The sequence below is a fragment of the Azospirillum oryzae genome (genome assembly GCF_008364795.1).
Lineage (GTDB): Bacteria > Pseudomonadota > Alphaproteobacteria > Azospirillales > Azospirillaceae > Azospirillum > Azospirillum oryzae.
Genome location: NZ_VTTM01000010.1, coordinates 78,328 through 99,249, shown reverse-complemented (window position 1 = coordinate 99,249; position 20,922 = coordinate 78,328). Strand labels below are relative to the sequence as shown.

23 protein-coding genes and 1 tRNA gene are annotated in these 20,922 nt (G+C 68.3%); 19 read left to right on the top strand and 5 right to left on the bottom strand.

Annotated elements, in window-relative coordinates:
• Nucleotides 1-171: 171 nt before the first annotated feature.
• Nucleotides 172-906, top strand: a complete 735-nt coding sequence (tsaB, locus tag FZ938_RS23120; RefSeq protein WP_149200784.1) for a tRNA (adenosine(37)-N6)-threonylcarbamoyltransferase complex dimerization subunit type 1 TsaB — start codon at nucleotides 172-174, stop codon at nucleotides 904-906.
• Nucleotides 903-1,373 carry a GNAT family N-acetyltransferase gene (locus FZ938_RS23115; protein ID WP_149200783.1) on the top strand — a complete coding sequence of 157 codons (471 nt, stop codon included), beginning with the start codon at nucleotides 903-905 and terminating at the stop codon, nucleotides 1,371-1,373. The genes tsaB and FZ938_RS23115 overlap by 4 nt, the downstream gene beginning before the upstream one ends.
• Nucleotides 1,374-1,376: 3 nt before the next feature.
• Here FZ938_RS23115 and FZ938_RS23110 read toward each other — a convergent pair whose 3' ends face one another.
• Nucleotides 1,377-1,631 carry a sulfurtransferase TusA family protein gene (locus tag FZ938_RS23110; protein ID WP_149200782.1) on the bottom strand — a complete coding sequence of 85 codons (255 nt, stop codon included), beginning with the start codon at nucleotides 1,629-1,631 and terminating at the stop codon, nucleotides 1,377-1,379.
• An 89-nt stretch (nucleotides 1,632-1,720) separates the two neighbouring features.
• Here FZ938_RS23110 and FZ938_RS23105 point away from each other — a divergent pair, with 89 nt between their 5' ends.
• The 9 genes from FZ938_RS23105 to FZ938_RS23060 all read left to right on the top strand — a co-directional run bounded on the left by FZ938_RS23105 (nucleotide 1,721) and on the right by FZ938_RS23060 (nucleotide 8,942).
• On the top strand, nucleotides 1,721-2,134 hold the full coding sequence (locus FZ938_RS23105; RefSeq protein ID WP_149200781.1) for a Ros/MucR family transcriptional regulator: 414 nt from the start codon (nucleotides 1,721-1,723) through the stop codon (nucleotides 2,132-2,134).
• A gap of 341 nt (nucleotides 2,135-2,475) precedes the next feature.
• Complete coding sequence (locus FZ938_RS23100) at nucleotides 2,476-3,393, top strand: GNAT family N-acetyltransferase (RefSeq protein WP_149200780.1); 918 nt, start codon at nucleotides 2,476-2,478, stop codon at nucleotides 3,391-3,393.
• 7 nt (nucleotides 3,394-3,400) lie between these two features.
• Nucleotides 3,401-4,324, top strand: a complete 924-nt coding sequence (locus FZ938_RS23095) for a lysophospholipid acyltransferase family protein (RefSeq protein WP_246457610.1) — start codon at nucleotides 3,401-3,403, stop codon at nucleotides 4,322-4,324.
• A gap of 47 nt (nucleotides 4,325-4,371) precedes the next feature.
• Nucleotides 4,372-4,445: transfer RNA gene (locus FZ938_RS23085), tRNA-Gly, on the top strand.
• 200 nt (nucleotides 4,446-4,645) lie between these two features.
• The gene (locus FZ938_RS23080; RefSeq protein ID WP_149200779.1) at nucleotides 4,646-4,894 is read left to right on the top strand and encodes a hypothetical protein; all 249 of its coding nucleotides are present in this window, start codon (nucleotides 4,646-4,648) and stop codon (nucleotides 4,892-4,894) included.
• Between the two features lie 637 nt (nucleotides 4,895-5,531).
• A complete protein-coding gene (locus FZ938_RS23075; RefSeq protein ID WP_174757192.1) occupies nucleotides 5,532-6,134 on the top strand; it encodes a YgjV family protein in 603 nt (200 codons plus the stop codon).
• Nucleotides 6,135-6,253: 119 nt separating this feature from the next.
• Entirely contained in the window at nucleotides 6,254-6,697 is a 444-nt protein-coding gene (locus FZ938_RS23070; protein ID WP_149200777.1) for a ferritin-like domain-containing protein, read from the top strand.
• Nucleotides 6,698-6,875: 178 nt separating this feature from the next.
• Complete coding sequence (locus FZ938_RS23065) at nucleotides 6,876-7,115, top strand: hypothetical protein (RefSeq protein WP_149200776.1); 240 nt, start codon at nucleotides 6,876-6,878, stop codon at nucleotides 7,113-7,115.
• A 96-nt stretch (nucleotides 7,116-7,211) separates the two neighbouring features.
• Nucleotides 7,212-8,942 (top strand): hypothetical protein, encoded by a 1,731-nt coding sequence (locus FZ938_RS23060; protein ID WP_149200775.1) that lies wholly within the window; start codon nucleotides 7,212-7,214, stop codon nucleotides 8,940-8,942.
• Nucleotides 8,943-8,981: 39 nt separating this feature from the next.
• On the opposite strand, the gene FZ938_RS23055 is transcribed toward FZ938_RS23060, so the two are convergent.
• From FZ938_RS23055 to FZ938_RS23040, 4 genes are all read right to left on the bottom strand, one after another.
• Nucleotides 8,982-9,782 (bottom strand): DUF1003 domain-containing protein, encoded by an 801-nt coding sequence (locus FZ938_RS23055; protein WP_149200774.1) that lies wholly within the window; start codon nucleotides 9,780-9,782, stop codon nucleotides 8,982-8,984.
• Between the two features lie 281 nt (nucleotides 9,783-10,063).
• Nucleotides 10,064-11,887 carry a phosphoenolpyruvate carboxykinase (GTP) gene (locus FZ938_RS23050; RefSeq protein WP_149200773.1) on the bottom strand — a complete coding sequence of 608 codons (1,824 nt, stop codon included), beginning with the start codon at nucleotides 11,885-11,887 and terminating at the stop codon, nucleotides 10,064-10,066.
• Between the two features lie 277 nt (nucleotides 11,888-12,164).
• Nucleotides 12,165-12,383 carry a hypothetical protein gene (locus tag FZ938_RS23045; protein WP_149200772.1) on the bottom strand — a complete coding sequence of 73 codons (219 nt, stop codon included), beginning with the start codon at nucleotides 12,381-12,383 and terminating at the stop codon, nucleotides 12,165-12,167.
• Complete coding sequence (locus FZ938_RS23040) at nucleotides 12,376-13,314, bottom strand: HugZ family pyridoxamine 5'-phosphate oxidase (RefSeq protein ID WP_149200771.1); 939 nt, start codon at nucleotides 13,312-13,314, stop codon at nucleotides 12,376-12,378. The genes FZ938_RS23045 and FZ938_RS23040 overlap by 8 nt, the downstream gene beginning before the upstream one ends.
• Before the next feature lie 236 nt (nucleotides 13,315-13,550).
• On the opposite strand from FZ938_RS23040, the gene FZ938_RS23035 reads away from it, so the two are divergent.
• The 8 genes from FZ938_RS23035 (at nucleotide 13,551) to ptsP (ending at nucleotide 20,883) form a co-directional block, all read left to right on the top strand.
• The gene (locus tag FZ938_RS23035; protein ID WP_149200770.1) at nucleotides 13,551-14,246 is read left to right on the top strand and encodes a response regulator transcription factor; all 696 of its coding nucleotides are present in this window, start codon (nucleotides 13,551-13,553) and stop codon (nucleotides 14,244-14,246) included.
• A gap of 4 nt (nucleotides 14,247-14,250) precedes the next feature.
• Nucleotides 14,251-15,951 (top strand): stimulus-sensing domain-containing protein, encoded by a 1,701-nt coding sequence (locus tag FZ938_RS23030; protein WP_246457607.1) that lies wholly within the window; start codon nucleotides 14,251-14,253, stop codon nucleotides 15,949-15,951.
• 193 nt (nucleotides 15,952-16,144) lie between these two features.
• The gene (locus FZ938_RS23025) at nucleotides 16,145-16,561 is read left to right on the top strand and encodes a hypothetical protein (protein ID WP_149200768.1); all 417 of its coding nucleotides are present in this window, start codon (nucleotides 16,145-16,147) and stop codon (nucleotides 16,559-16,561) included.
• Between the two features lie 101 nt (nucleotides 16,562-16,662).
• On the top strand, nucleotides 16,663-17,196 hold the full coding sequence (locus tag FZ938_RS23020; RefSeq protein ID WP_343075090.1) for an HPr kinase/phosphorylase: 534 nt from the start codon (nucleotides 16,663-16,665) through the stop codon (nucleotides 17,194-17,196).
• Complete coding sequence (gene rapZ, locus FZ938_RS23015) at nucleotides 17,193-18,188, top strand: RNase adapter RapZ (RefSeq protein WP_246457605.1); 996 nt, start codon at nucleotides 17,193-17,195, stop codon at nucleotides 18,186-18,188. Before FZ938_RS23020 ends, rapZ begins: the two co-directional genes overlap by 4 nt.
• Before the next feature lie 122 nt (nucleotides 18,189-18,310).
• Nucleotides 18,311-18,709, top strand: a complete 399-nt coding sequence (locus FZ938_RS23010) for a PTS sugar transporter subunit IIA (protein WP_042690507.1) — start codon at nucleotides 18,311-18,313, stop codon at nucleotides 18,707-18,709.
• A gap of 10 nt (nucleotides 18,710-18,719) precedes the next feature.
• On the top strand, nucleotides 18,720-19,022 hold the full coding sequence (locus FZ938_RS23005) for an HPr family phosphocarrier protein (protein WP_149200766.1): 303 nt from the start codon (nucleotides 18,720-18,722) through the stop codon (nucleotides 19,020-19,022).
• On the top strand, nucleotides 19,012-20,883 hold the full coding sequence (ptsP, locus tag FZ938_RS23000; RefSeq protein ID WP_149200765.1) for a phosphoenolpyruvate--protein phosphotransferase: 1,872 nt from the start codon (nucleotides 19,012-19,014) through the stop codon (nucleotides 20,881-20,883). The genes FZ938_RS23005 and ptsP overlap by 11 nt, the downstream gene beginning before the upstream one ends.
• The last annotated feature ends 39 nt before the right edge of the window (nucleotides 20,884-20,922 follow it).

The following is a 20,922-nucleotide window of genomic DNA, read 5'->3' as shown; positions in this document are numbered from 1 at the left end:
AAACGATCGTCCTCTAGCATGGCCGCGGCGCCATCTGCCATGGTCACGGGTCTGCCATGCCCGAGGTGATCTTTCCCGATCGAACGGCCCCGGTATGGCAATCCGGGGAAGGCGTGCCTGCGTATTACACATCGGCCGTCCGCGCGACGCGGCGGTCAGGAAGGCGGAGCGATGAAGGTTCTGGGTTTGGATACGGCCACGTCCGGCTGTTCGGCGGCGGTGTGGGAGGGAACGGCCGATCAGGCCGGCGGCGCGCGCGTGACCGTTCGGCGCAGCCCGCCGATGTCGCGCGGTCAGGCCGAAGTGCTGGTGCCGCTGGCGCAGGAGGTGATGGCCGAGGCCGGTGTCGGCTTCGCCCACCTCGACCGCATCGCCGTGACCGTCGGGCCGGGCGCCTTCACCGGGCTGCGCATCGCGCTGGCCGCCGCGCGCGGCATCGCCGTCGCCCAGGATCTGCCGGTGGTCGGCATCACCAGCTTCGACGCCATCGCCCATGGCGTGCCGGCGGCCGAACGTGCCGGACGGTCGATGCTGGTCGCCGTCGACAGTCGGCGTGCCGAGCCCTTCCTGCAGTTGTATGACGCGACGCTGACCCCCGTGGGCGAGCCGGCGATGCCCGACCCGACGGCGATCGCCGGCTGGCTCGACGCACTGTGCCCGTCCGGTCCGCTGCTGTTGGCCGGCGACGCGGCGGCGGCGCTGCTCCCGCTGCTGGGCAGCCGGGCCGACGTCGTCCGGGCGTCCGGCGACGGGCTGCCGGACGCCGCGGTGGTCGCGGCGCTGGGGGCGGCCCGCCCCACCGGCCTGCCGGTCGAGCCCTTCTATCTCCGCCCGCCCGACGTCACCCTGCCGAAGGCTGCGGCCCGCAAGCCCGCCTCCAAGCCGGAACCGGGAGCGGCGTCATGACCGCGCCCTCCGTCCGCCTCCACCCTGCCGGCCCACTGGAAGCCGGGGTGGTCGCGGCCCTGCAGCAGGCCTGCTTCCCCGACGATCCGTGGGACGAGGGGTCGGTGGCAACACTGACCACGCCGCCGGCCGGCTTCGCCGTCATCGCGCTCGATGCGCAGGAGCAGCCGCTCGGCTTCGTCATGGCCCGCGTCGCGGCGGAGGACGCCGAGATCCTGGCGATCGGCGTGCTGCCACAGGCGCGCCGCGGCGGCATCGGCCGCCTGCTGGTGGAGGCTGCCGTCACCGGATCGCAGAACCTGGGTGCGACTGCGCTGTTTCTTGAAGTCGCCGAGGATAATCCGGAGGCATCGAGTCTATACAAGGCCAGCGGCTTTTTTTCCGTCGGGCGCCGCCCCGGATACTACAAGCGTGTCGACGGCCGGGTCGCGGCACTTGTCCTGCGCCGCGATCTCGATGGGGCATAGGGGTTAATTTTTCCGCACGATCAGGCGGTGGACTCCGTCAGGATCATCCAATCGTTCGGGGTGGACAGACAGAATGCTGTGACCCAACTCGATCAAGGATCGTGGAACGTTTTCCAAGGGTTCACCGGCATTCAGCCGGACTTCGAGTGTCTGCCCCGCGTCCATCCGCTCTACCATCAACTTGGTCTTGACGAAGGTTAACGGACAAACCTGCGAGGTGATGTCGAGAAACAAGTCTGCAGAGATTTTTTCGGTCACCGATTCCTCTTTGTTCCAAAGGATGGATATTGCACGATTCAGAAAACCTCTTTATATGGTGAGGTACGAATGCCGCGGAGCAAGCTTACATGAGCAACGGGTCCCCTTCCAACGCGCTGTTGTCTCTGACCACGGAGATCGTGGCGGCGCATGTCTCCAACAATACAGTCTCGCTGACCGATCTTCCGACACTGATCGAACAGGTCTACAAGTCGCTGGCCAACGTCGGTACCGAACCGGTGGTGGCGGAGGAGCGGCCGCAGCCCGCCGTGCCGATCAAGAAGTCGGTCACGCCGGACTACATTGTCTGCCTGGAAGACGGCAAGAAGCTGAAGATGCTGAAGCGTCATCTCAAGACGGCGTACAATATGACTCCAGAAGAATACCGGGAACGCTGGGGCCTGCCGACCGACTACCCGATGGTCGCGCCGAACTATGCCCGCCAGCGCAGCTCGCTGGCCAAGCAGATCGGTCTCGGCACCCGCGCCCGCCGCGGCGCCTAAGGGTCGGGGCTTCCGCAGGGCGGACCGGCGTCATGACGGCGCCGCCGCCCGTGCCTGCCCTCTCCCGCTTCTTCCTTCCGCATTGGCTGCCGGGACATCCGCGGTCCCACCCGGGACATCCAGAGTCCCAACGGGTCGCCTCCCCGAAGCGGACGATCCCCGAAGGTCGCAACAGGTTTCGGCTGACGGCACGCGACGATGTCGGTTGACCGGCAACCGGCGGATCGTGTTATGCCTTGTGGTGCGTGCGACGCTGTCCGTCCCGACCCTGGCCGCCCGTGGCCTGGCGGCGGCAAGCCGGCGCGGTGCACAGTCCAGAACCATCGCAGCGGACCGTCGACATGGCTGATGCAAGCTTGGACCAGCCGGGCATGACCCGGACTAGCCCGGAGCGGCGCGAGGCGTCCGCCGCCGGTGTTGCCGGTATCGAGGCCGGCGGCGAAAAGGAAAGCGGCGGCGAAAGGGCGATGGACGGCATCCGCCTCGGCACGCTGGAAGTGCGGCTGGCCCGCTCCGCTGAGGAGATCGACTGGGCGCAGGCCTTGCGCTACCGCGTCTTCTACGAAGAGATGGCGGCGATCCCCTCCCCCGAGATGCAGGCCCGGGGGCGCGATTTCGACGATTACGACGGCGTCGCCGACCATCTGCTGGTCATCGACCATTCCCGCGGCAACGGACCCGACATGGTGGTCGGCACCTACCGCCTGATCCGCCGTCCCGCCGCCGAGAAGGTCGGCCGCTTCTATTCGAGCGACGAGTACGACATCGGCCGCCTCGCCGGCTATCCCGGCGAGGTGCTGGAGCTTGGCCGGTCCTGCGTCGACGCCGGCTATCGCACGCGCGGCAGCATGCAGCTGCTGTGGCAGGGCATCGCGGCCTATGTGTTCCAGCACGACATCGCCCTGATGTTCGGCTGCGCCAGCCTGCCCGGCACCGATCCGGACGCCATGGCGGAGCCGCTGTCCTACCTCTACCACCATCATCTTGCCCCGGCGGATCTGCGGGCGACGGCGCTGCCGGAACGCTTCGTGTCGCTGGACCGGATGGCGAAGGAGCACATCGACCCGCGACGGGCGCTGAACATCCTGCCGCCGCTGATCAAGGGCTATCTGCGGCTCGGCGGCTTCATCGGCGACGGCGCGGTCATCGACCACCAGTTCAACACCACCGACGTCTGCATCGTGGTGAAGACCGATCTGATCACCGACAAGTATTTCAAGCATTACGAACGTCGCAGCCGCGACAGCCAAGCCGGCTGAGGCGATCATGACCCGCACCGCGCGCGCCTTGGGGTCTTCCGGCCGCGGCGCCCTGCGCCTGACGCTGTACCTGCTGTGGACGCTTCTGCTGATCCCGCTGCAGGCCCTGGCGGTGGCGCGCGGCTGGCGGCTGTGCCGCACCCTGCCGCCCTTCTATCACCGGGCCTGCGCCCGGCTGATGGGGCTGGACGTGGTGGTGCGCGGCCAGCGTGTCGCCGACGGGCCGGTGCTGTTCGTGTCCAACCACTCCTCCTACCTGGACATCACGGTGCTGGGCTCGCAGATCCCCGGCTCCTTCGTCGCCAAGTCGGAGGTCGGGAGCTGGCCCTTCTTCGGCCTGCTCGCCCGGCTTCAGCGCACGGTGTTCGTCGAACGCAAGGCGCGGACCACGGTCGACAAGCAGCGCGACGACATCGGCAGCCGTCTGGATGCCGGTGACAGCCTGATCCTGTTCCCGGAGGGCACCTCCAGCGACGGCAACCGCACGCTGCCGTTCAAGACCGCCCTGTTCGCCGTCGCCGCCCGCCGCATCGACGGACGTCCGCTGACGGTCCAGCCGGTCAGCATCGCCGCCACCCGGCTGGACGGCATCCCGATGGGTTTCGCCTTCCGTCCCTTCTATGCGTGGTACGGCGACATGGATCTGGCGCCGCACCTGTGGCAGGCCTTCCGCCTGGGCGGCATGACGGTGGAGGTGGAGTTCCACCCGCCGGTGACCATCGACGGCTTCAGCAGCCGCAAGGCGCTGGCCGAGCATTGCCAGCGCGTGATCGCCGACGGTGTCGCCCGTGCCATCTCCGGCCGCCCCGACGGGCCGTCCCCGGCGAAGCACGCCGCTATCCCGGCCACCGCCCCGGCCACCGCCAATGCCGCCACGAGTACCGTCACGCCCGCGCCGCCGGTCGCCGATCCCGCTCCCGGGAGTGCTTGATTCCGCTCTTGTATCCGCCGCGGCAGTCGCCTATAAACAGCGGGCGCGCGGGTGTAGCTCAATGGTAGAGCAGAAGCTTCCCAAGCTTACGACGAGGGTTCGATTCCCTTCACCCGCTCCAAACGCCATGCCGTCCGCATGGCAACTGGCCTTGAGCCGCTCCCTTTCAAAATCCAATTTTTTCTGACGAGCGGTTCGCACCGATGGGTGCGGATGGGCGCTCTCCTTTGCGTTGGCGGTTCGCCGATGGCGCGGTTGCCGGGATCGCCCATCATCCTTGAAGCTGGGCGGCACTGTCCCTCAGCCGAAAGGAGAACGCCGATGCCGCCGATCGAAAGAGCCCGCCGGCTGAGCCGGTCGCTGCAGGCCCGCTTCCGCATCGACCTGTTCTCCGCGCTCGTGGAGCGCGAGTTCGAAAGGCGGTTGGCCGATGCCATCCTGGAGGCTGAACGCGATGCCTACCGGCGCGGGCGCGAAGAGGCGCAGGCCGGGGCGAGTGGCGGCGCGGTCAGTCCATCTCCGCGGCCGGAAGCGGCGGCTCGGCCGGGCGGCCCGCCCATGACCATGTAAGGCCGGCCCGCTCGGCACAGGCATAGTGCCAGGGGTTCTGATGGCCATGTCCGGCCCAATGCGGGTCGCCGGCACGGACCGGCCGGCCGCAGGCGCAGCACAGATGCCCGTTGCGGCCGGCACGGCCACCGTGGCCGCGCGCTTCGCCGGTCTTGCCCGATTTCGGCTTCGGTTCCCAGCCAAGCGAGGCAGGATGGCGGCCGTACAGCGCCATGATGTTTCCCCCAGTTCGTCCGGATTGCGCCAATTACCGGATGATCCCCCGATCCCGGTCCGCCAGCGTCGATTAAGGACATCGTCGATAACGATGCTGCCATGACGGTGCGAGAATGCCGCCGCGCGCCTTCAAAGCCAACGGCAAGGATGGGCAGGATCCTCTCCGAAATCGTTGGGCCGCCGCCTGACAAACCTTTCGCAACCCTTGCCATGGAGGCGCGGTAGGGCAGAGAACACACAATAATCACCGGAGTTACCAGCACGATCCACATGATTGCGTCTCCAAACTGTCGGGGACATTCCGGCATCCATCTTTTGGTCTGTTTCCGGTCACATCGATGTTCATATCTGGTTAACCGTCCGGGACTAGCGTCCGCCGCCTTCGCTGCACTGCGGCATGTTCTTCATGCGAAGGCGCTCCATGACGGTCTTTCTGCTCGATTATCTTCCGACCCTCTCGGCATTCCCCGCCACGATCCCGACGGTTGCCATGACCGGCATTGCCGGGCTGTCGGCCGCCACCCTGTCGACGCTTCTCGGCGGTCGGCGGGCGATCCTGCTGGCGCAGGCGGCGGCCTCCTCGCTGTTCCTGCTCCATTTCCTGCTGCTGGGCGCACAGACAGGCATGATGATGTGCGGACTGGGGCTGATCCAGATGGCGGTGCGCGTCCGCCGCCAGCCCTCCCGGACGCTCGGCCTGCTCTATGGGCTGACGGTGCCGGCGGCGCTGGCCGTGGCGGTGCTGAGCTGGCAGGGGCCGATGTCGGCGCTGTCGGCCACCGGCTTCATGCTGGCGACGCTCGGCCGCTGGCAGACGGCGGTCGGACGGATGCGGGTGTTCTTCGTCATGGCGACCGTTGTCGGGGCGGGGCACAACCTGCTGGCAGGATCGGTCTTCGGGCTGGTGTCGGACGCGATGGGGCTCGGCGGTCATTGTGTCGGCCTGTGGCGGGCCGGGATGTTCCGCGGCCTGATCGGCCGCCATTCGCCCGCCGCGCGCGGCCTTTCCAAAGCGTCGGCGTAAGGAGGCGGCGGCCGGCTTCTGGCCGGTCGCACTGGTATTGCCCCCGGTGGCAGGTTGGAACATTCGGCCCTGCCGCCGGGTTGTGGCAGCGTAGGGGACGCATGGGAGGGCCTGCCGCCATGGAAAAAGACGAGATCGTCGATACGCTCAATGACCTGATCCGCATCGTCGAGGACAGCCACGAAGGCTACCGGCAGGCCGCGGAATCCGCCGAGGACGAGGATCTGAAGGCGCTGTTCAACGATCTCGCCGCCCAGCGCGGCGCCATCGTGCGCGAGATTCAGCGGCTGGTCGCCGAACAGGGCGGTGCGCCGGACATGGGCGGCACGATGCTGGGCGGTGCCCATCGCTTCTTCCTGGAACTGAAATCCGCCGTGCTCGGCCATGAACGCGCCACCATCATCCAGGAGGTCGAGCGCGGCGAAAGCGAATGCCTGCGCCGTTACGAAGAAGCGATGGCGAAAGAGCTTCCCCTGGCCATCACCGTGGTGATCGCCCAGCATCTGGACCGCATCCGCGTCGACCGTGACCGCATGGCCGCCCTGCGCGGGGTGGTGGCATGATGGTGCGTCGCAGCATTGCGGGTGTGGGAAAGCGGGCGTAGGCTTTTCCCGGTGGCTGCAACGCATTGATACGGCTGCAGGGTCGTATCGCAGTCTCCGCCGATTACCGGCTCCGATCATCCGGTCCCAATCACCCAACCCTGGCGGCCGGATGCCCACTCCATCTGGACATGGATTGATGAACAGCGACAAATCGAAAAATGCAGACCCGGTCGGCAACGATCTGGTGACGAAGGGCGCTTTTGCCCTGTACCGCGCCGAGAATGCCCACCGCGTGTCCGAGTTCAAGAAGTCCCAGAACGCCGAGGCGGCCATCGCCGCCGATTTCGACGCCTACCGCACCCGTTATCTGCGGAAGTTCAAGGACGTCTTCGACAGCCTGTCCGAACAGGGCCTGACCGTCACCCGCGCGGTCTGACTAGTCCCGCAGGACCGGGACCTTGTGGGGCCGGGGCGGCACTGAAACGAATGGGAAAGCCGCGGGGCCGCCGCTATACTGGGCGGCATGGCCCGTATGCTGTTCCTCCGCGACATCGACGCCGACGTGCAACTGCGCTGCCGCGCCTGCGGACATGGCGGCGTGCTGCCCCGTTCCATGCTGGAACGGCGCTTCGGCCCCAATTACCCGGTTCTGTCGATCGCGCCGCATTACCGCTGCTCGCGCTGCGACTCCCGCGACATCGAAAGCCGGCCGATCCTGGCCGACCCCCCGGCCGCCGGCCTCCCCGCCGCCAGCAATGACGAGCCGTCCTTCGATGCGCCGTTGGCGGCACTGAACGGCCTGCTCGCCTCGTTGCGCGGTGGTGACGGCGGCCGGGACAGGACGGCCGATGCGGAGCCCCCTCCCCCTCCTCCGGCGCCTGTTCGCGGCAAGCCGGTGTCGGAACGTCCGCTGTCCGACCTCGTGGCCGACGGTCCGGCGGAGGATGGCGCCGCTCCGCTGTGGGAACCCGTTTCGCTCGCCGACATGGCGGCGCGCCTGGGCCGTCCGTCGCCGTCTGATGATTGGTCCAACGATTGGGACGATGAACCGGCGCCAAGCGATGTCAGGACTGCCGCCAACGACGAGCGGCCGGAGCCGGCCCGCGACGAGGTGGGCGATACCGCTGATCCGGACGGCGCCGAGTCCGAAGATGGCGATCCCGACGATAATGGTGACGAGACGCTGATGGCGATGCGCCGGCTGCTGGCGCAGGCCTATGGCTCCGACGACGATGAGGACGACCCTGCTCCGGAGCCCTGGGCCGGCCGCGCTGCAAGCTTTGCCGAACCCCCGTCCTTTGGCGGTCCCGTCGGCGACCGGCCGGATCCGCGTGAAGACGAGCAGGACGGGCCGCCGGTCTTCTCGCACAAGGTCCTGGTGCGCAGGGATTTCGAGGACGACGGCGCGGATGCGGGGGCCGATCCCTGGCAACTGGAGTCCGGGGATGGCGGCCGGGAGGACGATCTCGAAGACGACGGTTCGGACGGCGAGGAACCGTCGGAGGAGGAGATCCTGTCCTTCGCCATCCGCGACCCGGAGAAGCCCGTCCCGGCTTCCGCCAACCGTCCGGCGAAGCCCGTGCCGCCGCCTGCCGAGCCGCTCGACTTCGACCAGCATCGCGCCGAACGCCGGGCCCAGCGCCCGCCCCCGCCGCCGGAGGATGAGGAAGGCTTCGACCGGACCCTCGCCGCCCTGCGCTCCATGATCGAGGACGCGGCGAACGAGCCGGCGGAGGAAGAGGAGGACGCCGCGCCGCCGGCCAAGGGACCGCGCAACACCGGCAGGACGGTCGAAAAGCCTGTCCGTCGCGAGGAGCCGGATGATCCGGAGCCTGACCGGGGCGGGGATGACTGGACGGTGCCCGCCGGCTGGGGCGATCCCGATCCGGCACCGGAACCTCCTGCCCCGGAACAGGAAAAGGAACAGGAACCGGCGCCCGCCGGCCGCCGCTCCGCCCAGGAGCGCGAAGTCGAGGAGGCGATGAAGGCCCTGCGCGGGCTGATCGAGGACGAGGTGCAGCGGGATTCGCCGCCCGCTTCCCAGCCGAAACCCCGCGCCGCCAAGCCGCGCCCGCCGGCCCGCAGCGGATCGGCAACGCCGGAGGCAGGGACGCCGCCCAACGCCAAGCCGCCGGATGTTCTGCCGGAGACGGCAAAGCCGGCCACGCCGGAAACCAAGCCTGCCGGCGAACCGACGCCGCTCAGCAAGACCATCGCCGCGTTGCGCGGCATGCTGGAACTGGACGGCCGCCGCAAGCGCTGATGCGCCGCCCGGCAATGGTCTTGCCGGGCGGCGTCCGGTTCACTTGCGCAGCCGCTTTTCCTGCATGATCTCCAGCTGCAGCTGCTGGATCTCGGTCAGCCGCTGCCATTGGCGCTGGATCAGATAGTCCATCTTCTCATGCAGGTGCCGGATTTCCAGCTCGGCCTTCAGGTTGACGCGGTAGTCGTTTTCGGAACGCAGCCGGTCCTTCGCCTCCTGCCGCTTCTGGCTCATCATGATGACCGGCGCCTGGATGGCGGCCAGACAGGACAGCAGCAGATTCAGCAGGATGAAGGGGTAGGGATCGAAGGCCCGCGCTTCGCCTTCGAGGATGTTGATGAGCATCCATACGCACAGGACAACGGCGAAGGAGATCAGAAAGGCCCAGCTGCCGCCGAAGCTGGCGAGACCGTCCGACAGCCGTTCGCCCAGCGTGCGGTGGTCGTCGTACTCCTCCTCCGGGTTCTCGGCCAGCGTCTCGTGCCGGGCGAGGCTTTCGGCGACCTCGCGGTCCAGTTCGCTGAGTTCGCCATGCTCCTCCTTCAGCAGTTCGGCGACATAGAGCGAGCGGTAGCGCGCCAGTTCCTGCCGGCTGATCTGCGCGTCCGGTTCCAGATGCGGGTGGTCATGGCGGATGCGGTCGGCCAGGCTGGGGCGCAGCGCGTCCAGCGCGATCAGGTCGCGCTTCGGCCGGCGCTTGCCGCTGATGGCGCAGGGCTGGCGCTTGGACGACAGCAGGCCGCCGGCGTCCTCCGGATCGGCTGACGGAAAGGTCGGCTCCACGGAGTCGTCACCGTCCTGCGGTGGGCCATCCTGCGGTGGAATCTGATGATCGGACATGTGGTCGCCCTCCCTGGCATGCGCGAACCGGCGCGGGCGACTTTATGCCCGATCTTTTTGACATGCCGGTTAAATCACCGACAGGCAAATGCGGCAGGTAAGGATGGCATCGCCTTGCAAAGGCTGAGGCTCGGCGCTCCCGCCCCCCGACACCACCGCCGGCGGGCCGGTTTCAGATGAATTCCCGTTCATCTTCGCCGCCGCAACGGAAAAGGGGCTGCCTTGCGGCAGCCCCTATCCTTACCTGCTGACAGGCCTTACCTGCCGACGGCTTCAGCCGGTCAGCCGATGCGCCAGACGTCCGGGCTGTTCTCCAGCCGCTTCAGGACGGCGAGGCGCTGCTGCTCGATCTCCTCCGGCAGGCGGTCGCCGAAGCGGTTGAACAGTTCCTCCTGGTCCCGCGCCTCGGCCTCGGCCTCCTTGCGGTCGATGTCCATGATCTTGGCGAACTTGTCGGCCGGGAAGTTCAGGCCGGACCAGTTCAGATCCTGGTAGCGCGGGGAATAGCCGAAGGGCGATTCCGCAACGTCGGTGGCGCGGCCGCGGACGCGGTCGACGATCCACTTCAGCACGCGCATGTTGTCGCCGAAGCCCGGCCAGACGAACTTGCCGTTCTCGTCCTTGCGGAACCAGTTGACGCGGTAGATGCGCGGCAGGCTTTCGACCTTGCCTTCCATCGACAGCCAGTGGTTCCAGTAATCGGCCATGTTGTAGCCGCAGAAGGGCAGCATGGCGAACGGATCGCGGCGGATGGCGGCTTGGCCGACGGCGGCGGCGGTGGCCTCCGAGCCCATGGTCGCGGCCCAATAGACGCCTTCGCGCCAGTTGTAGGCCTCGAACACCAGCGGGAAGGTCTTCGACAGGCGGCCGCCGAAGATGAAGGCGCTGATCGGAACGCCGGCCGGATCCTCCCAGGCCGGGTCGATCGACGGGCACTGGGCGGCGGGGGCGGTGAAACGGCTGTTCGGGTGGGCGGCGACGCGGCCGCAGCCCGGCGTCCAATCCTTGCCCTGCCAGTCGATCAGGTGGGCCGGCGCCTCGTCGGTCAGGCCTTCCCACCACACGTCGCCGTCGTCGGTCAGCGCGACATTGGTGAAGATGACGTTGTGATCCAGCGTCTTCAACGCGTTCGGGTTCGACTTCACGCTGGTGCCGGGGGCGACGCCGAAGAAGCCGGCCTCCGGGTTGATGGCGCGCAGCGTGCCGTCGGGCTGCGGCTTGATCCAGGCGATGTCGTCACCGATGGTGCGGACCTTCCAGCCCTCGAACTCCTTCGGCGGGACCAGCATGGCGAAGTTGGTCTTGCCACAGGCCGACGGGAAGGCGGCGCCGACATAGGTCTTCTCGCCGGTCGGGCTTTCCACGCCCAGGATCAGCATGTGCTCGGCCAGCCAGCCCTGCTCGCGGCCCATGGAGGACGCGATGCGCAGCGCGAAGCACTTCTTGCCGAGCAGCGCGTTGCCGCCGTAGCCGGAGCCATAGGAGACGATGCGGTGCTCTTCCGGGAAGTGGACGATGTACTTGTTGTCGGCATTGCAGGGCCAGGCCACGTCCTGCTGGCCGGGCTCCAGCGGGGCGCCGATGGAATGCAGGCAGGGGACGAAGTCGCCGTCGCCCAGGATGTCCAGAACCTTCTGGCCCATGCGGGTCATCAGGCGCATGTTGACCGCGACATAGGGGCTGTCGGAGATCTGCACGCCGATGTGCGCGATGTCGGAGCCCAGCGGACCCATGCTGAACGGCACCACATACATGGTGCGGCCGCGCATGCAGCCTTCGAACAGGCCGTCCAGCTTGGCCTTCATCTCCTCCGGGTCCATCCAGTTGTTGGTCGGACCGGCTTCCTCGCGCGTCTTGGAACAGATGTAGGTGCTGTCCTCGACACGGGCGACGTCGCCCGGATCGGAGCGGCAGAGGAAGGAGTTCCGGCGCTTGGCCTCGTTCAGGCGGATGAAGGTGCCCGCTTCCACCATCTCGTTGCAGAGACGGTCATATTCCTCCTGCGACCCGTCGCACCAGTGAACGCGCTCCGGCTTGCATTTCAGCGCGATCTCCTCGACCCAGGCCAGGAGCTTCTTGTTCCGCGTCCGCGTATGTCCAGTCATATCGTCCCTCTCGAAGGCTGGGCCGGTCCCCTTGCGCCCGGGCATGCCCCTCGCCGGGGGTCCCGCGGCCGGTCCGGCCGTTCTTTCGTCCGTTGTCGTGTCGTCAGATGGAAGGCGTCCGCCGCATCAGCGGGGTGCCGGTCCGAAGAGGCGGCCGGGTTGGAAACCCGCCGCTATGCGCTGCACCGGCGGGGTGCGGCGACGATACGGTGCAAAAGGCGGTCCTGAGGCGACAGGTCTGGGGGCCAATGGCCCGGACGGGAAACGGGTCGATCCGTTATGGTCCACTGAAGTGTTCTCCTGGTTGCGCGTGCCCGCGCGCCGCGTTCTTGTTTTTGGTGCGGCGCCCGGTGGTGTCGAAGCGACCTCTCGGCTGGTCGTTCAGGCTGACGGTTGGCTTCTCGTCTCTCTCGTTGTTTTCTTCTTGCTGACCGTTCTTCTTGTTCTTCTTTTTATCTTCTTGTTGTTCTTTCCGGCGCCGGGGTCCGTCAGGCACCCTCGTCGCCGGCTGTTGCGGTTCCAGCCTTTTCGGTCCCGGATGTCGATCCTCCGGGTTGTCCGGACCCGTCCTGCGGCCGGATCAGCGTGTCCAGCATCAGTTTAGCCGATTCGGGGTCATGGATTCTCTGCTCAAAATCGACGCGGGCGACGTACCCCCCGCGTCGCAGGTCGCATCCCTCCGGGTCCACTCCGGTCAGGCTCCAGCTGTCGCCCTCACCATCGGAGGCGGGCGCCAGTCGGGAGCCGTACCGCTGCCCGTTCAGGTGGTCGAGCAGCGCTGCCTCGCCCGCCGCCAGGGCGGGGGCTGCGGCGGGCAGGTCCAGTTCCGCGGCGGAGAGCCAGTGGATGCGGCCGAAGCCGGCGACCAGATGGGCGCGCTCCGCCGCCACGCGGTAGACCGCGAAATCGGCGAAGCCGGCATAAAAGGCGGCGTCGGGATGGCGGCGCAGATAGCGCTGGCGGTGGATCGGATCGTCCGACCGCTCCGCCCGGCCCAGGACCGACAGGCGGGCGCCGGTCAGCGGCTGCGCCAGTCCGGCGGTGCCGTCGAACAACAACCCGACCCGGCCGTCGGTCAGCAGGTTGCGCGTGTGGTCGGCCAGCGTGGAGAGCAGAAGCAGCGGACTGCCGTCATGATCGAACGCCACCAGCACCAGCGAGGGATAGGGCCAGCCGGCCGCGTCCGCCGCCACCGCGTCACCGTCATCGGCCGGCCGCTGGACGGTCGCCAGCGTAGCGCGGTCGCAGGCGCGCATCAGGCGCCGGGCGCCCAAGGCCGCAGCCATGGTTGCCGGAGGCACGGTTGCCGCAGCCGGGATGGCGGAATCCGGGCCGCTCCGGCCGGTGCCCGGCGGCATCGCGCCCTCCTTGCCGACCGGCGTGGCGCCGGACGGAGAGGACGCGGGAAGGGCATTCGAAAAACTCATTCCAAAACGAGTGCGTTCTCCCGCGCGGCACCGTTGTTCGGCGCCGCATTGCCGCCATATTGGACCATACAAATGCTGCGGGAAAAGAGAAAACTGCCTCTGGTACCTGGACTCTGGCATAAAGTATTGGAATGACCACTCCTCCTATGCCTGATGTTTCCGCTAACATTTCTGCGAACCGGCACTTCGACCATCCCGACCCGACCTGACCCGTTTCAATAGGATCTGTTACGACCATGGCCCACACCGTCGCCCTGGTGGATGACGACCGCAACATCCTGGCTTCGGTCTCCATCGCCCTGGAGGCCGAAGGCTTCGACGTGCGCACCTATACCGACGGCGCCGAGGCGCTGCGCGGATTGAGCCAGCGCCCGCCCGACCTCGCCGTGCTCGACATCAAGATGCCGCGCATGGACGGCATGGAGTTGCTGCAACGTCTGCGACAGACCAGCCAGATGCCCGTCATCTTCCTGACCAGCAAGGACGACGAGCTGGATGAGCTGATGGGTCTGCGCATGGGGGCCGACGACTACATCAAGAAGCCCTTCTCGCAGCGCCTGCTGATCGAGCGCATCCGGGCGCTGTTGCGGCGCGAGGCGCTGCGCGGCGAGACCGTGGAGGCCGATCCGGGCCAGCTCATCACCCGCGGCCCGTTGCTGCTGGACGGCGCCCGCCATGCCTGCAGCTGGAAGGGCCAGCCGATCGACCTGACCGTGACCGAATTCCTGCTGGTTCGCGCGCTGGCCCAGCGGCCGGGCCATGTGAAGAACCGCGACCAGCTGATGGACGCGGCCTATGGCGAGCATGTCTATGTCGACGACCGCACCATCGACAGCCACATCAAGCGGCTGCGCAAGAAGTTCAAGGCGGTCGACCCCGACTTCGCCCAGATCGAAACGCTCTATGGCGTCGGCTACCGGTACAAGGAATAGCGCGGTGTCCACGCTGGGCCGGGGCGGGACCAGACGGCGCGTGTCGCCGCTGACCCTGCGCATCCTTGCGGTGAACGTGCTGGCGCTGGTCCTGCTGATGGCCGGCCTGCTCTATCTCGGCCGCTATCAGGACCGGCTGATCCAGGCGGAGACCGAGGCGCTGGAGACGGAGGCGCGCATCTTCGCCTCGGCGCTCGGCGAAGGGGCGGTCAACCGCATCCTGACCGCACCCTCCCCCACCGGCGACGAGGGGGGCGAGCGGTTCGAACTGGCGCCCGAACTGGCCCGGCCGATGATCCGCCGCCTGGCGGAGGCGACGGCGACGCGCACCCGTCTGTACGACATCGACGGACGCATGCTGTCCGACAGCCGGGTGCTGGTGGGATCGCAGGGCCGCATCGAAATCCGCGAGCTGCCCTCCCCGCCGGCCGGCGACCCGCTGTCGCGCGCGATCAACGACCTCTACACCCGCCTGATCGACGTGGTGCCGAGCCGGGAGGGGTTGCCGGTCTACCGCGAGCAGCCGGGCGAGCCCAATCCGGACGTGGAACGCGCGCTGAGCGGCGAGGCGGCGGCCACCGTCTGGCGTGTCGACGGCGCCGGCGGCGACCCGGAACTGCTGCTGACGGTGGCGGTGCCGGTCCAGCGCTACCGCGAGGTGCTGGGCGCGGTGCTGCTGACCCGCGGCGGCGGCGAGATCGACCGCGCCATCCGCTCCGTCCGCTTCGACATCCTGCGGGTGTTCGCGGTGGCGCTGCTGGTGACGGTGGGGCTGTCCTTCTATCTGGCCGGCACCATCGCCCGGCCGATCCGCCGGCTGGCCCAGGCTGCCGACCGGCTGCGCACCAGCCACGGGCGCCATGCCGAGATTCCCGACCTGACCCGCCGCGGCGACGAGATCGGCGAGCTGTCCGGCGTGCTGCGCGAGATGACCGACGCGCTGTGGACGCGGATGGACGCCATCGAACGTTTTGCCGCCGATGTCGCACACGAGATCAAGAATCCGCTGACCTCGCTGCGCAGCGCGGTGGAGACGGCGGGCCGCGTCAGCGATCCGCGCCACCGCGACCGGCTGATGGCGATCATCGCCGACGACGTGCAGCGGCTGGACCGCCTGATCAGCGACATTTCCAACGCCTCCCGCCTGGATGCCGAGCTGTCGCGGGCCGAACCGGAGCCGGTGGACATCGGCCTGCTGCTGGCGATGCTGGCGGAGCTGCGTCAGACTGTCGCCGAAACCGTGGCCGAAACCGTCGAGGAACCGGTGGCGGCCGGCGGGACGGGAGGGGCCGCCGCCGCGCCGCCGCGTGTCATCGTCGACGTGACGGCGGGCGAGCGGCTGGTGGTGCCGGGGCTGGAGGGGCGGCTGACCCAGCTGTTCCAGAACCTGATCGACAACGCCCTGTCCTTCTCGCCGCCCGGCGGTCTGGTGCGGCTGACCGCCCGGCGCAACGGCCGCAGCGTCACCGTGGTGGTGTCGGACCAGGGACCGGGCATCCCGGAAGGGAAGGAGGAGGCGATCTTCGACCGCTTCTATACCGAGAGGCCGGCGGGCGAAAAGTTCGGCACCCACTCCGGTCTCGGACTATCGATCGTGAAACAAATAGTCGGTGCGCACAACGGTTCAGTATTTGCGCAAAATAGGAAGATATCGGATGGGAGCATCGATGGTGCCGACTTCGTCGTGACCCTGCCTCTGCTGTAAGAAGCTCTGCGGAATTTCATACATCCTTTGCACTCTCGGCTAGACAAGCCGCCTGTAAGCACCGATCATGGCTCAGATCGCTCTCTCCTGCCGGCTGCCGAGGCACCGGGACCATATCGGTCCGGTTGTTTGCTTTCGCTCCATAGGCTTGGAAGAGGGTGACCACAGCCCGGAACAAGGATGTGGGGTTGCCATGCCTGAGTCCGCTCCACCCGAGTCCCCCGTGCGGTTTCCGCGCAGTTCCGGTCGCCGTCCCGCCGGCTTCGGCGCCGCTTCGGCGGAGGTCGTCGATTTGCGCCGTTACCGTCTGGCCCGCCTGATCCGCGATGCCGGGCGGCAACAGGGGGAACTGGCGAAGCTGATGCGGGACTCCGCGCAGGAGCGGACGCAACTGGCGGAAGCGCTGCAGGGCGCGCAGCGCCACCTCGCCAGCATCGCCGACAACTACAAGGTCCTGCTGGTGCGGCTGAAGCGGGAAAAGGACTTCCGCGACGCCTGCCAGGAGGCGGCAGAGCTGGACGATCTGGACGAGATGATCCGGCGCCGCGACGCGCTGGCCATGGAGCTGGAGGCGATCCGCCGCACCCCCCGCGGCGCCGTCGGCGCCTGAGGGGCCCCACCGCCCGATCCATCACGCCGCCCAAGCAATCAGACCGAAAGAACGGTCGGAAGCGGATGGGGGAGCCCGGACAGGTTTCCCCGCCTGACATCATGGGCCACCGTTCCGTTTCCATTGACAGAATCAGCGCCACGTCTCACCTTCGCCAGACTATGGTGACGATTCACGGCACCTGCGTCTTGCTCTCCGGAATCGGCGTGCTGCTGCGTGGAGAGTCCGGACGGGGAAAATCGGATTTGGCCTTGCGACTGATCGATGGCGGCGCCTTGCTGGTCGCGGATGACCGGGTGGTGCTGCAGAGCGAGCCCGGCCGCCTGACCGCCTCTGCCCCGCCCACGCTGGCCGGGCTGCTGGAGGTGCGGGGCGTTGGCATCCTGCCCGTTCCCTCGGCCCCGTCCGCTCCCGTCGGTCTCGTCGTCGATCTGGTTTCCCGTCTGGAGGTGGAGCGCCTGCCGGAGGCGGAGACCGAGACGCTGCAGGGCGTCGCCCTGCCCCGCCTCGGGCTTTGCGCCTTCGACGCCTCGACCCCCGCCAAGATCCGCCTTGCCGTCGCCAGCCTGTGCGGCGGCCGGCTGGACCGGGTGCCAGCCAGCCTGTCCGCCCAGCCGAGCCCGGTCACATCATGACATCTCCCGACGTGCCGTCTTCCGAAGGGTTGGGCGATTCCGCCGCCACCGCTGCCTCCCGCGGGCGCGTCGTGCTGGTCACCGGCCTGTCGGGCGCCGGCATGTCGGTGGCGCTGAAGGCGCTGGAGGATCTGGGCTACGAGGCGGTGGACAATCTGCGCCTGTCGCTGGTCCCCGCCCTGATCCGGCAGGCCGACCCGAAACGCCGGCCGCTGGCCCTGGTGATCGACAGCCGCACCCGCGACTTTTCCGCGCAGAACTTCCTGGACGAGCTGGAGGAGTTGCGGGGCGACGGCGACCTCGACGTCAGCCTCGTCTTCCTGGATTGCGGCGACGAGGTGCTGCAGCGCCGCTTCACCGAAACGCGCCGCCGCCACCCGCTGGCGGAGGACCGCACGGTGCCCGACGGCATCCAGCGCGAACGCGCCCTGCTGTTCCCGCTGAAGGAGGAGGCCGACGTCACCATCGACACCACGCAACTGTCCATTCACGATTTGCGGCGCATCCTGTCCGGACATTTCCGGCGTGACGCCCAGGCAGCCCTGCAGGTGTTCGTGACCTCCTTCTCGTTCCGCCAGGGACTTCCGCGCGAAGCCGATCTGGTCTTCGACGTGCGGTTCCTGACCAACCCGCATTACGATCCGGAGCTTCGACCGCTGACCGGCCTGCATCCGGCCGTCGCCGCGCGGGTGGAGGGCGACGCCGACTACCCGGCCTTCTTCCGGAACCTGACCGAACTGCTGCGCCCGCTGCTGCCGCGCTACAATCAGGAAGGCAAGAGCTACCTGACCATCGCCATCGGCTGCACCGGCGGCAAGCACCGTTCCGTGTTCGTCGCCGAACGGCTGGCGGGATGGCTGAAGGAGCAGGGGCTGCGGGTCAACCTGAGCCATCGCGAGTTGGAGCGGTTGGGGCTGCGGATCGCCGGCGCCGGTCCGGGCAATCAGCAGTCCGGCCATCAGGCCCCTCACCAAGCCCCCCATCAGGGATGATGCAAATTGCGCCTTGACGACCATACGTCCAACCAACGATCCAGATGCGATGCGGACAGGCGCCTTGCGGCACCGGCCCGCGCGCAGGTCTCCGGGGAGGACCCAACCTTGAAGGATGTCCCATGATCGGTATGGTTCTTGTCACCCACGGGCGGCTCGCCGAGGAGTTCATCGCCGCGCTGTTCCACGTCGTGGGCGAACAGCAGCAGGTGCGCGCCGTGTGCATCGGGCCGGACGACGACATGGAACAGCGCCGCCAGGACATCCTGAATTCGGTGGCGGAGGTCGATGACGGATCGGGTGTCGTGGTGCTGACAGACATGTTTGGCGGCACGCCCTCCAACCTCGCCATCTCCATCATGGACAAGGCGAAGGTGGAGGTGATCGCCGGCGTCAACCTGCCGATGCTGATCAAGCTCGCCAGCGTGCGCAAGACCGAGCCGCTCGACAAGTCGGTGATCGCCGCCCGCGACGCCGGGCAGAAATACATCAACGTCGCCTCCACCCTCCTGTCGGACTGAACCGCCCGCGATGAGCCACCCCGACGACATGGCGCCGACCGACGGTGAAATCCGCCGCACCGCCACCATCACCAACCAGCGCGGCCTGCACGCGCGCGCCTCGGCCAAGTTCGTCAAGCTGGTCGCCACCTTCGATGCCGAGATCTCGGTGCGCCGCGGCGACTCCGTGGTGTCCGGCGAATCGATCATGGGGCTGATGATGCTGGCCGCCGGTCCGGGGACCAGTGTGGAACTGCGCGCCAGCGGCGCCCAGGCCGATGCGGCGATGGACGCCCTCCTGGACCTGATCAACCGCAAGTTCGATGAAGAGTGACCTGCCCTCCGCCGTCCCGGCCGCCATCCCCACCGGCGGCCCGGTGGCCGGCCCCGACCGCGGCGGTTCCGGCGGAACGCCCTCGCCTGAGTCCTGGAGCACGTCTGCCGGCGGGTCCGGACGCGCCCTGCGCGGCCTCGGCGTGTCGCCCGGCATCGCCATCGGCCCGGCCCATGTGGTGGAAAGCGGCGCCGTCGCCATCCCCGAATACATCGTCGAACCCGACGCGGTCGAGGCGGAGGTCGCCCGCTTCAACGAGGCGGCGACCAAGGCGCGCCGCCAGATCAAGAAGCTGAAGAGCAAGGCGCTGGTCCTGCCCGACTCGGCGTCGGAGGAGATCGGCTTCCTGTTGGACGCGCACCTGTCGATGGTCACCAACTCGCGCCTGACCCGCGGGGTGGAACATCGCATCAAGCAGGACCGCATCAACGCGGAGGCCGCCATCCAGGCGGAGATCGCCGCCATCGCCGCCACCTTCGCCGGCATGGACGACGCTTATCTGGCCGGGCGCATCGACGACATCCGCGAGGTCGGGCGGCGGCTGACCCGTAACCTGATGAAGCAGGAATACCGGGCCTTCAGCACCCTGGCTCCCGGCAGCATCATCCTTGCGGAGGAGCTGACCCCCGCCGACACCGCTCTGCTCGACCCCGCCGTCGTCGGCGGCTTCGCCACGGTGCTGGGCGGGGCGGAGGGGCACACGGCGATCCTCGCCCGCTCGCTCGGCCTGCCGGCGGTGCTGGGCGCGCCCGGCCTGCTCGCCGGCGTGCGCAACGGCGTGACGGTGATCGTCGACGGGCTGCAGGGCCGCGTGCTGATCGACCCGCCGGCCGACGTGCTGGACGACTACGGCGAACGCCGGGCCGCCCGCGAACGCGAGCGCCAGGGATTGAAGAGCTTGCGCAAGCTGCCCGCCGTCACCCGCGACGGCACCGCCGTGACGCTGATGGCGAACCTGGAGCTGCCCCGCGATCTGGACCAGGCGCTGGAGCATGGCGCCCAGGGCATCGGCCTGCTGCGGACCGAGTTCATGTTCATGAACCGCGACCATCTGCCCGACGAGGATGAGCAGTACACTGTGCTGCGCACCATGATCGAGGGGATGGGCGGCCGCACCGTCACCGCCCGCACCATGGATCTGGGCGGCGAGAAGCTGGCCGGCTGGATGGCCGGCCGCTATGGCGAGCCGGCCAACCCGGCGCTGGGCCTGCGCGCCATCCGGCTGGGCTTGCGCGAACCGAAGCTGCTGGAGACCCAGCTGGCCGCCATGCTGCGGGCCGGCGCCCATGGGCCGCTGCGCATCCTGCTGCCGATGATCGCCTCGGTCGCCGAGGTGCAGAAGGTGCGGGAGATGATGGGGCAGGTCGCCCGTCGTCTGCGCCGCCGCGGCGTCGCCATCGCCGATCCGCTGCCGCCGGTGGGCGTGATGGTGGAGGTGCCGGGCGCGGCGCTGGCGGCCGACGCGCTGGCCTATGCCGCCGATTTCTTCTCCATCGGCACCAACGACCTGACCCAGTACACGCTGGCCATCGACCGTGCCGACGAACAGGTCGCCACCCTCTACGACCCGCTGCATCCGGCCGTGCTGCGGCTGATCCAGTTCACGGTGGAGGCCGCCCTGCGCGCCCGCATCCCGGTGTCGGTCTGCGGCGAGATCGCCGGCGATCCGCGCTATTGCGCGCTGCTGCTGGGGCTGGGCGTGCGCGAGCTGTCGATGGCGCCGCTGTCGGTGCCGGCGGTGAAGAAGCGCATCCGCTCGCTCGACCTGATGGAGGCGAGCAAGCGCGCCCGCGTCATCATGGACCAGAGCGACAGCGGCCGCATCGCCACGCTGCTGGACGACTTCAACGCGATCCTGTGACGCCCCCTCCCCAGGGCATCTTTTCTCCGGGCATCTTTT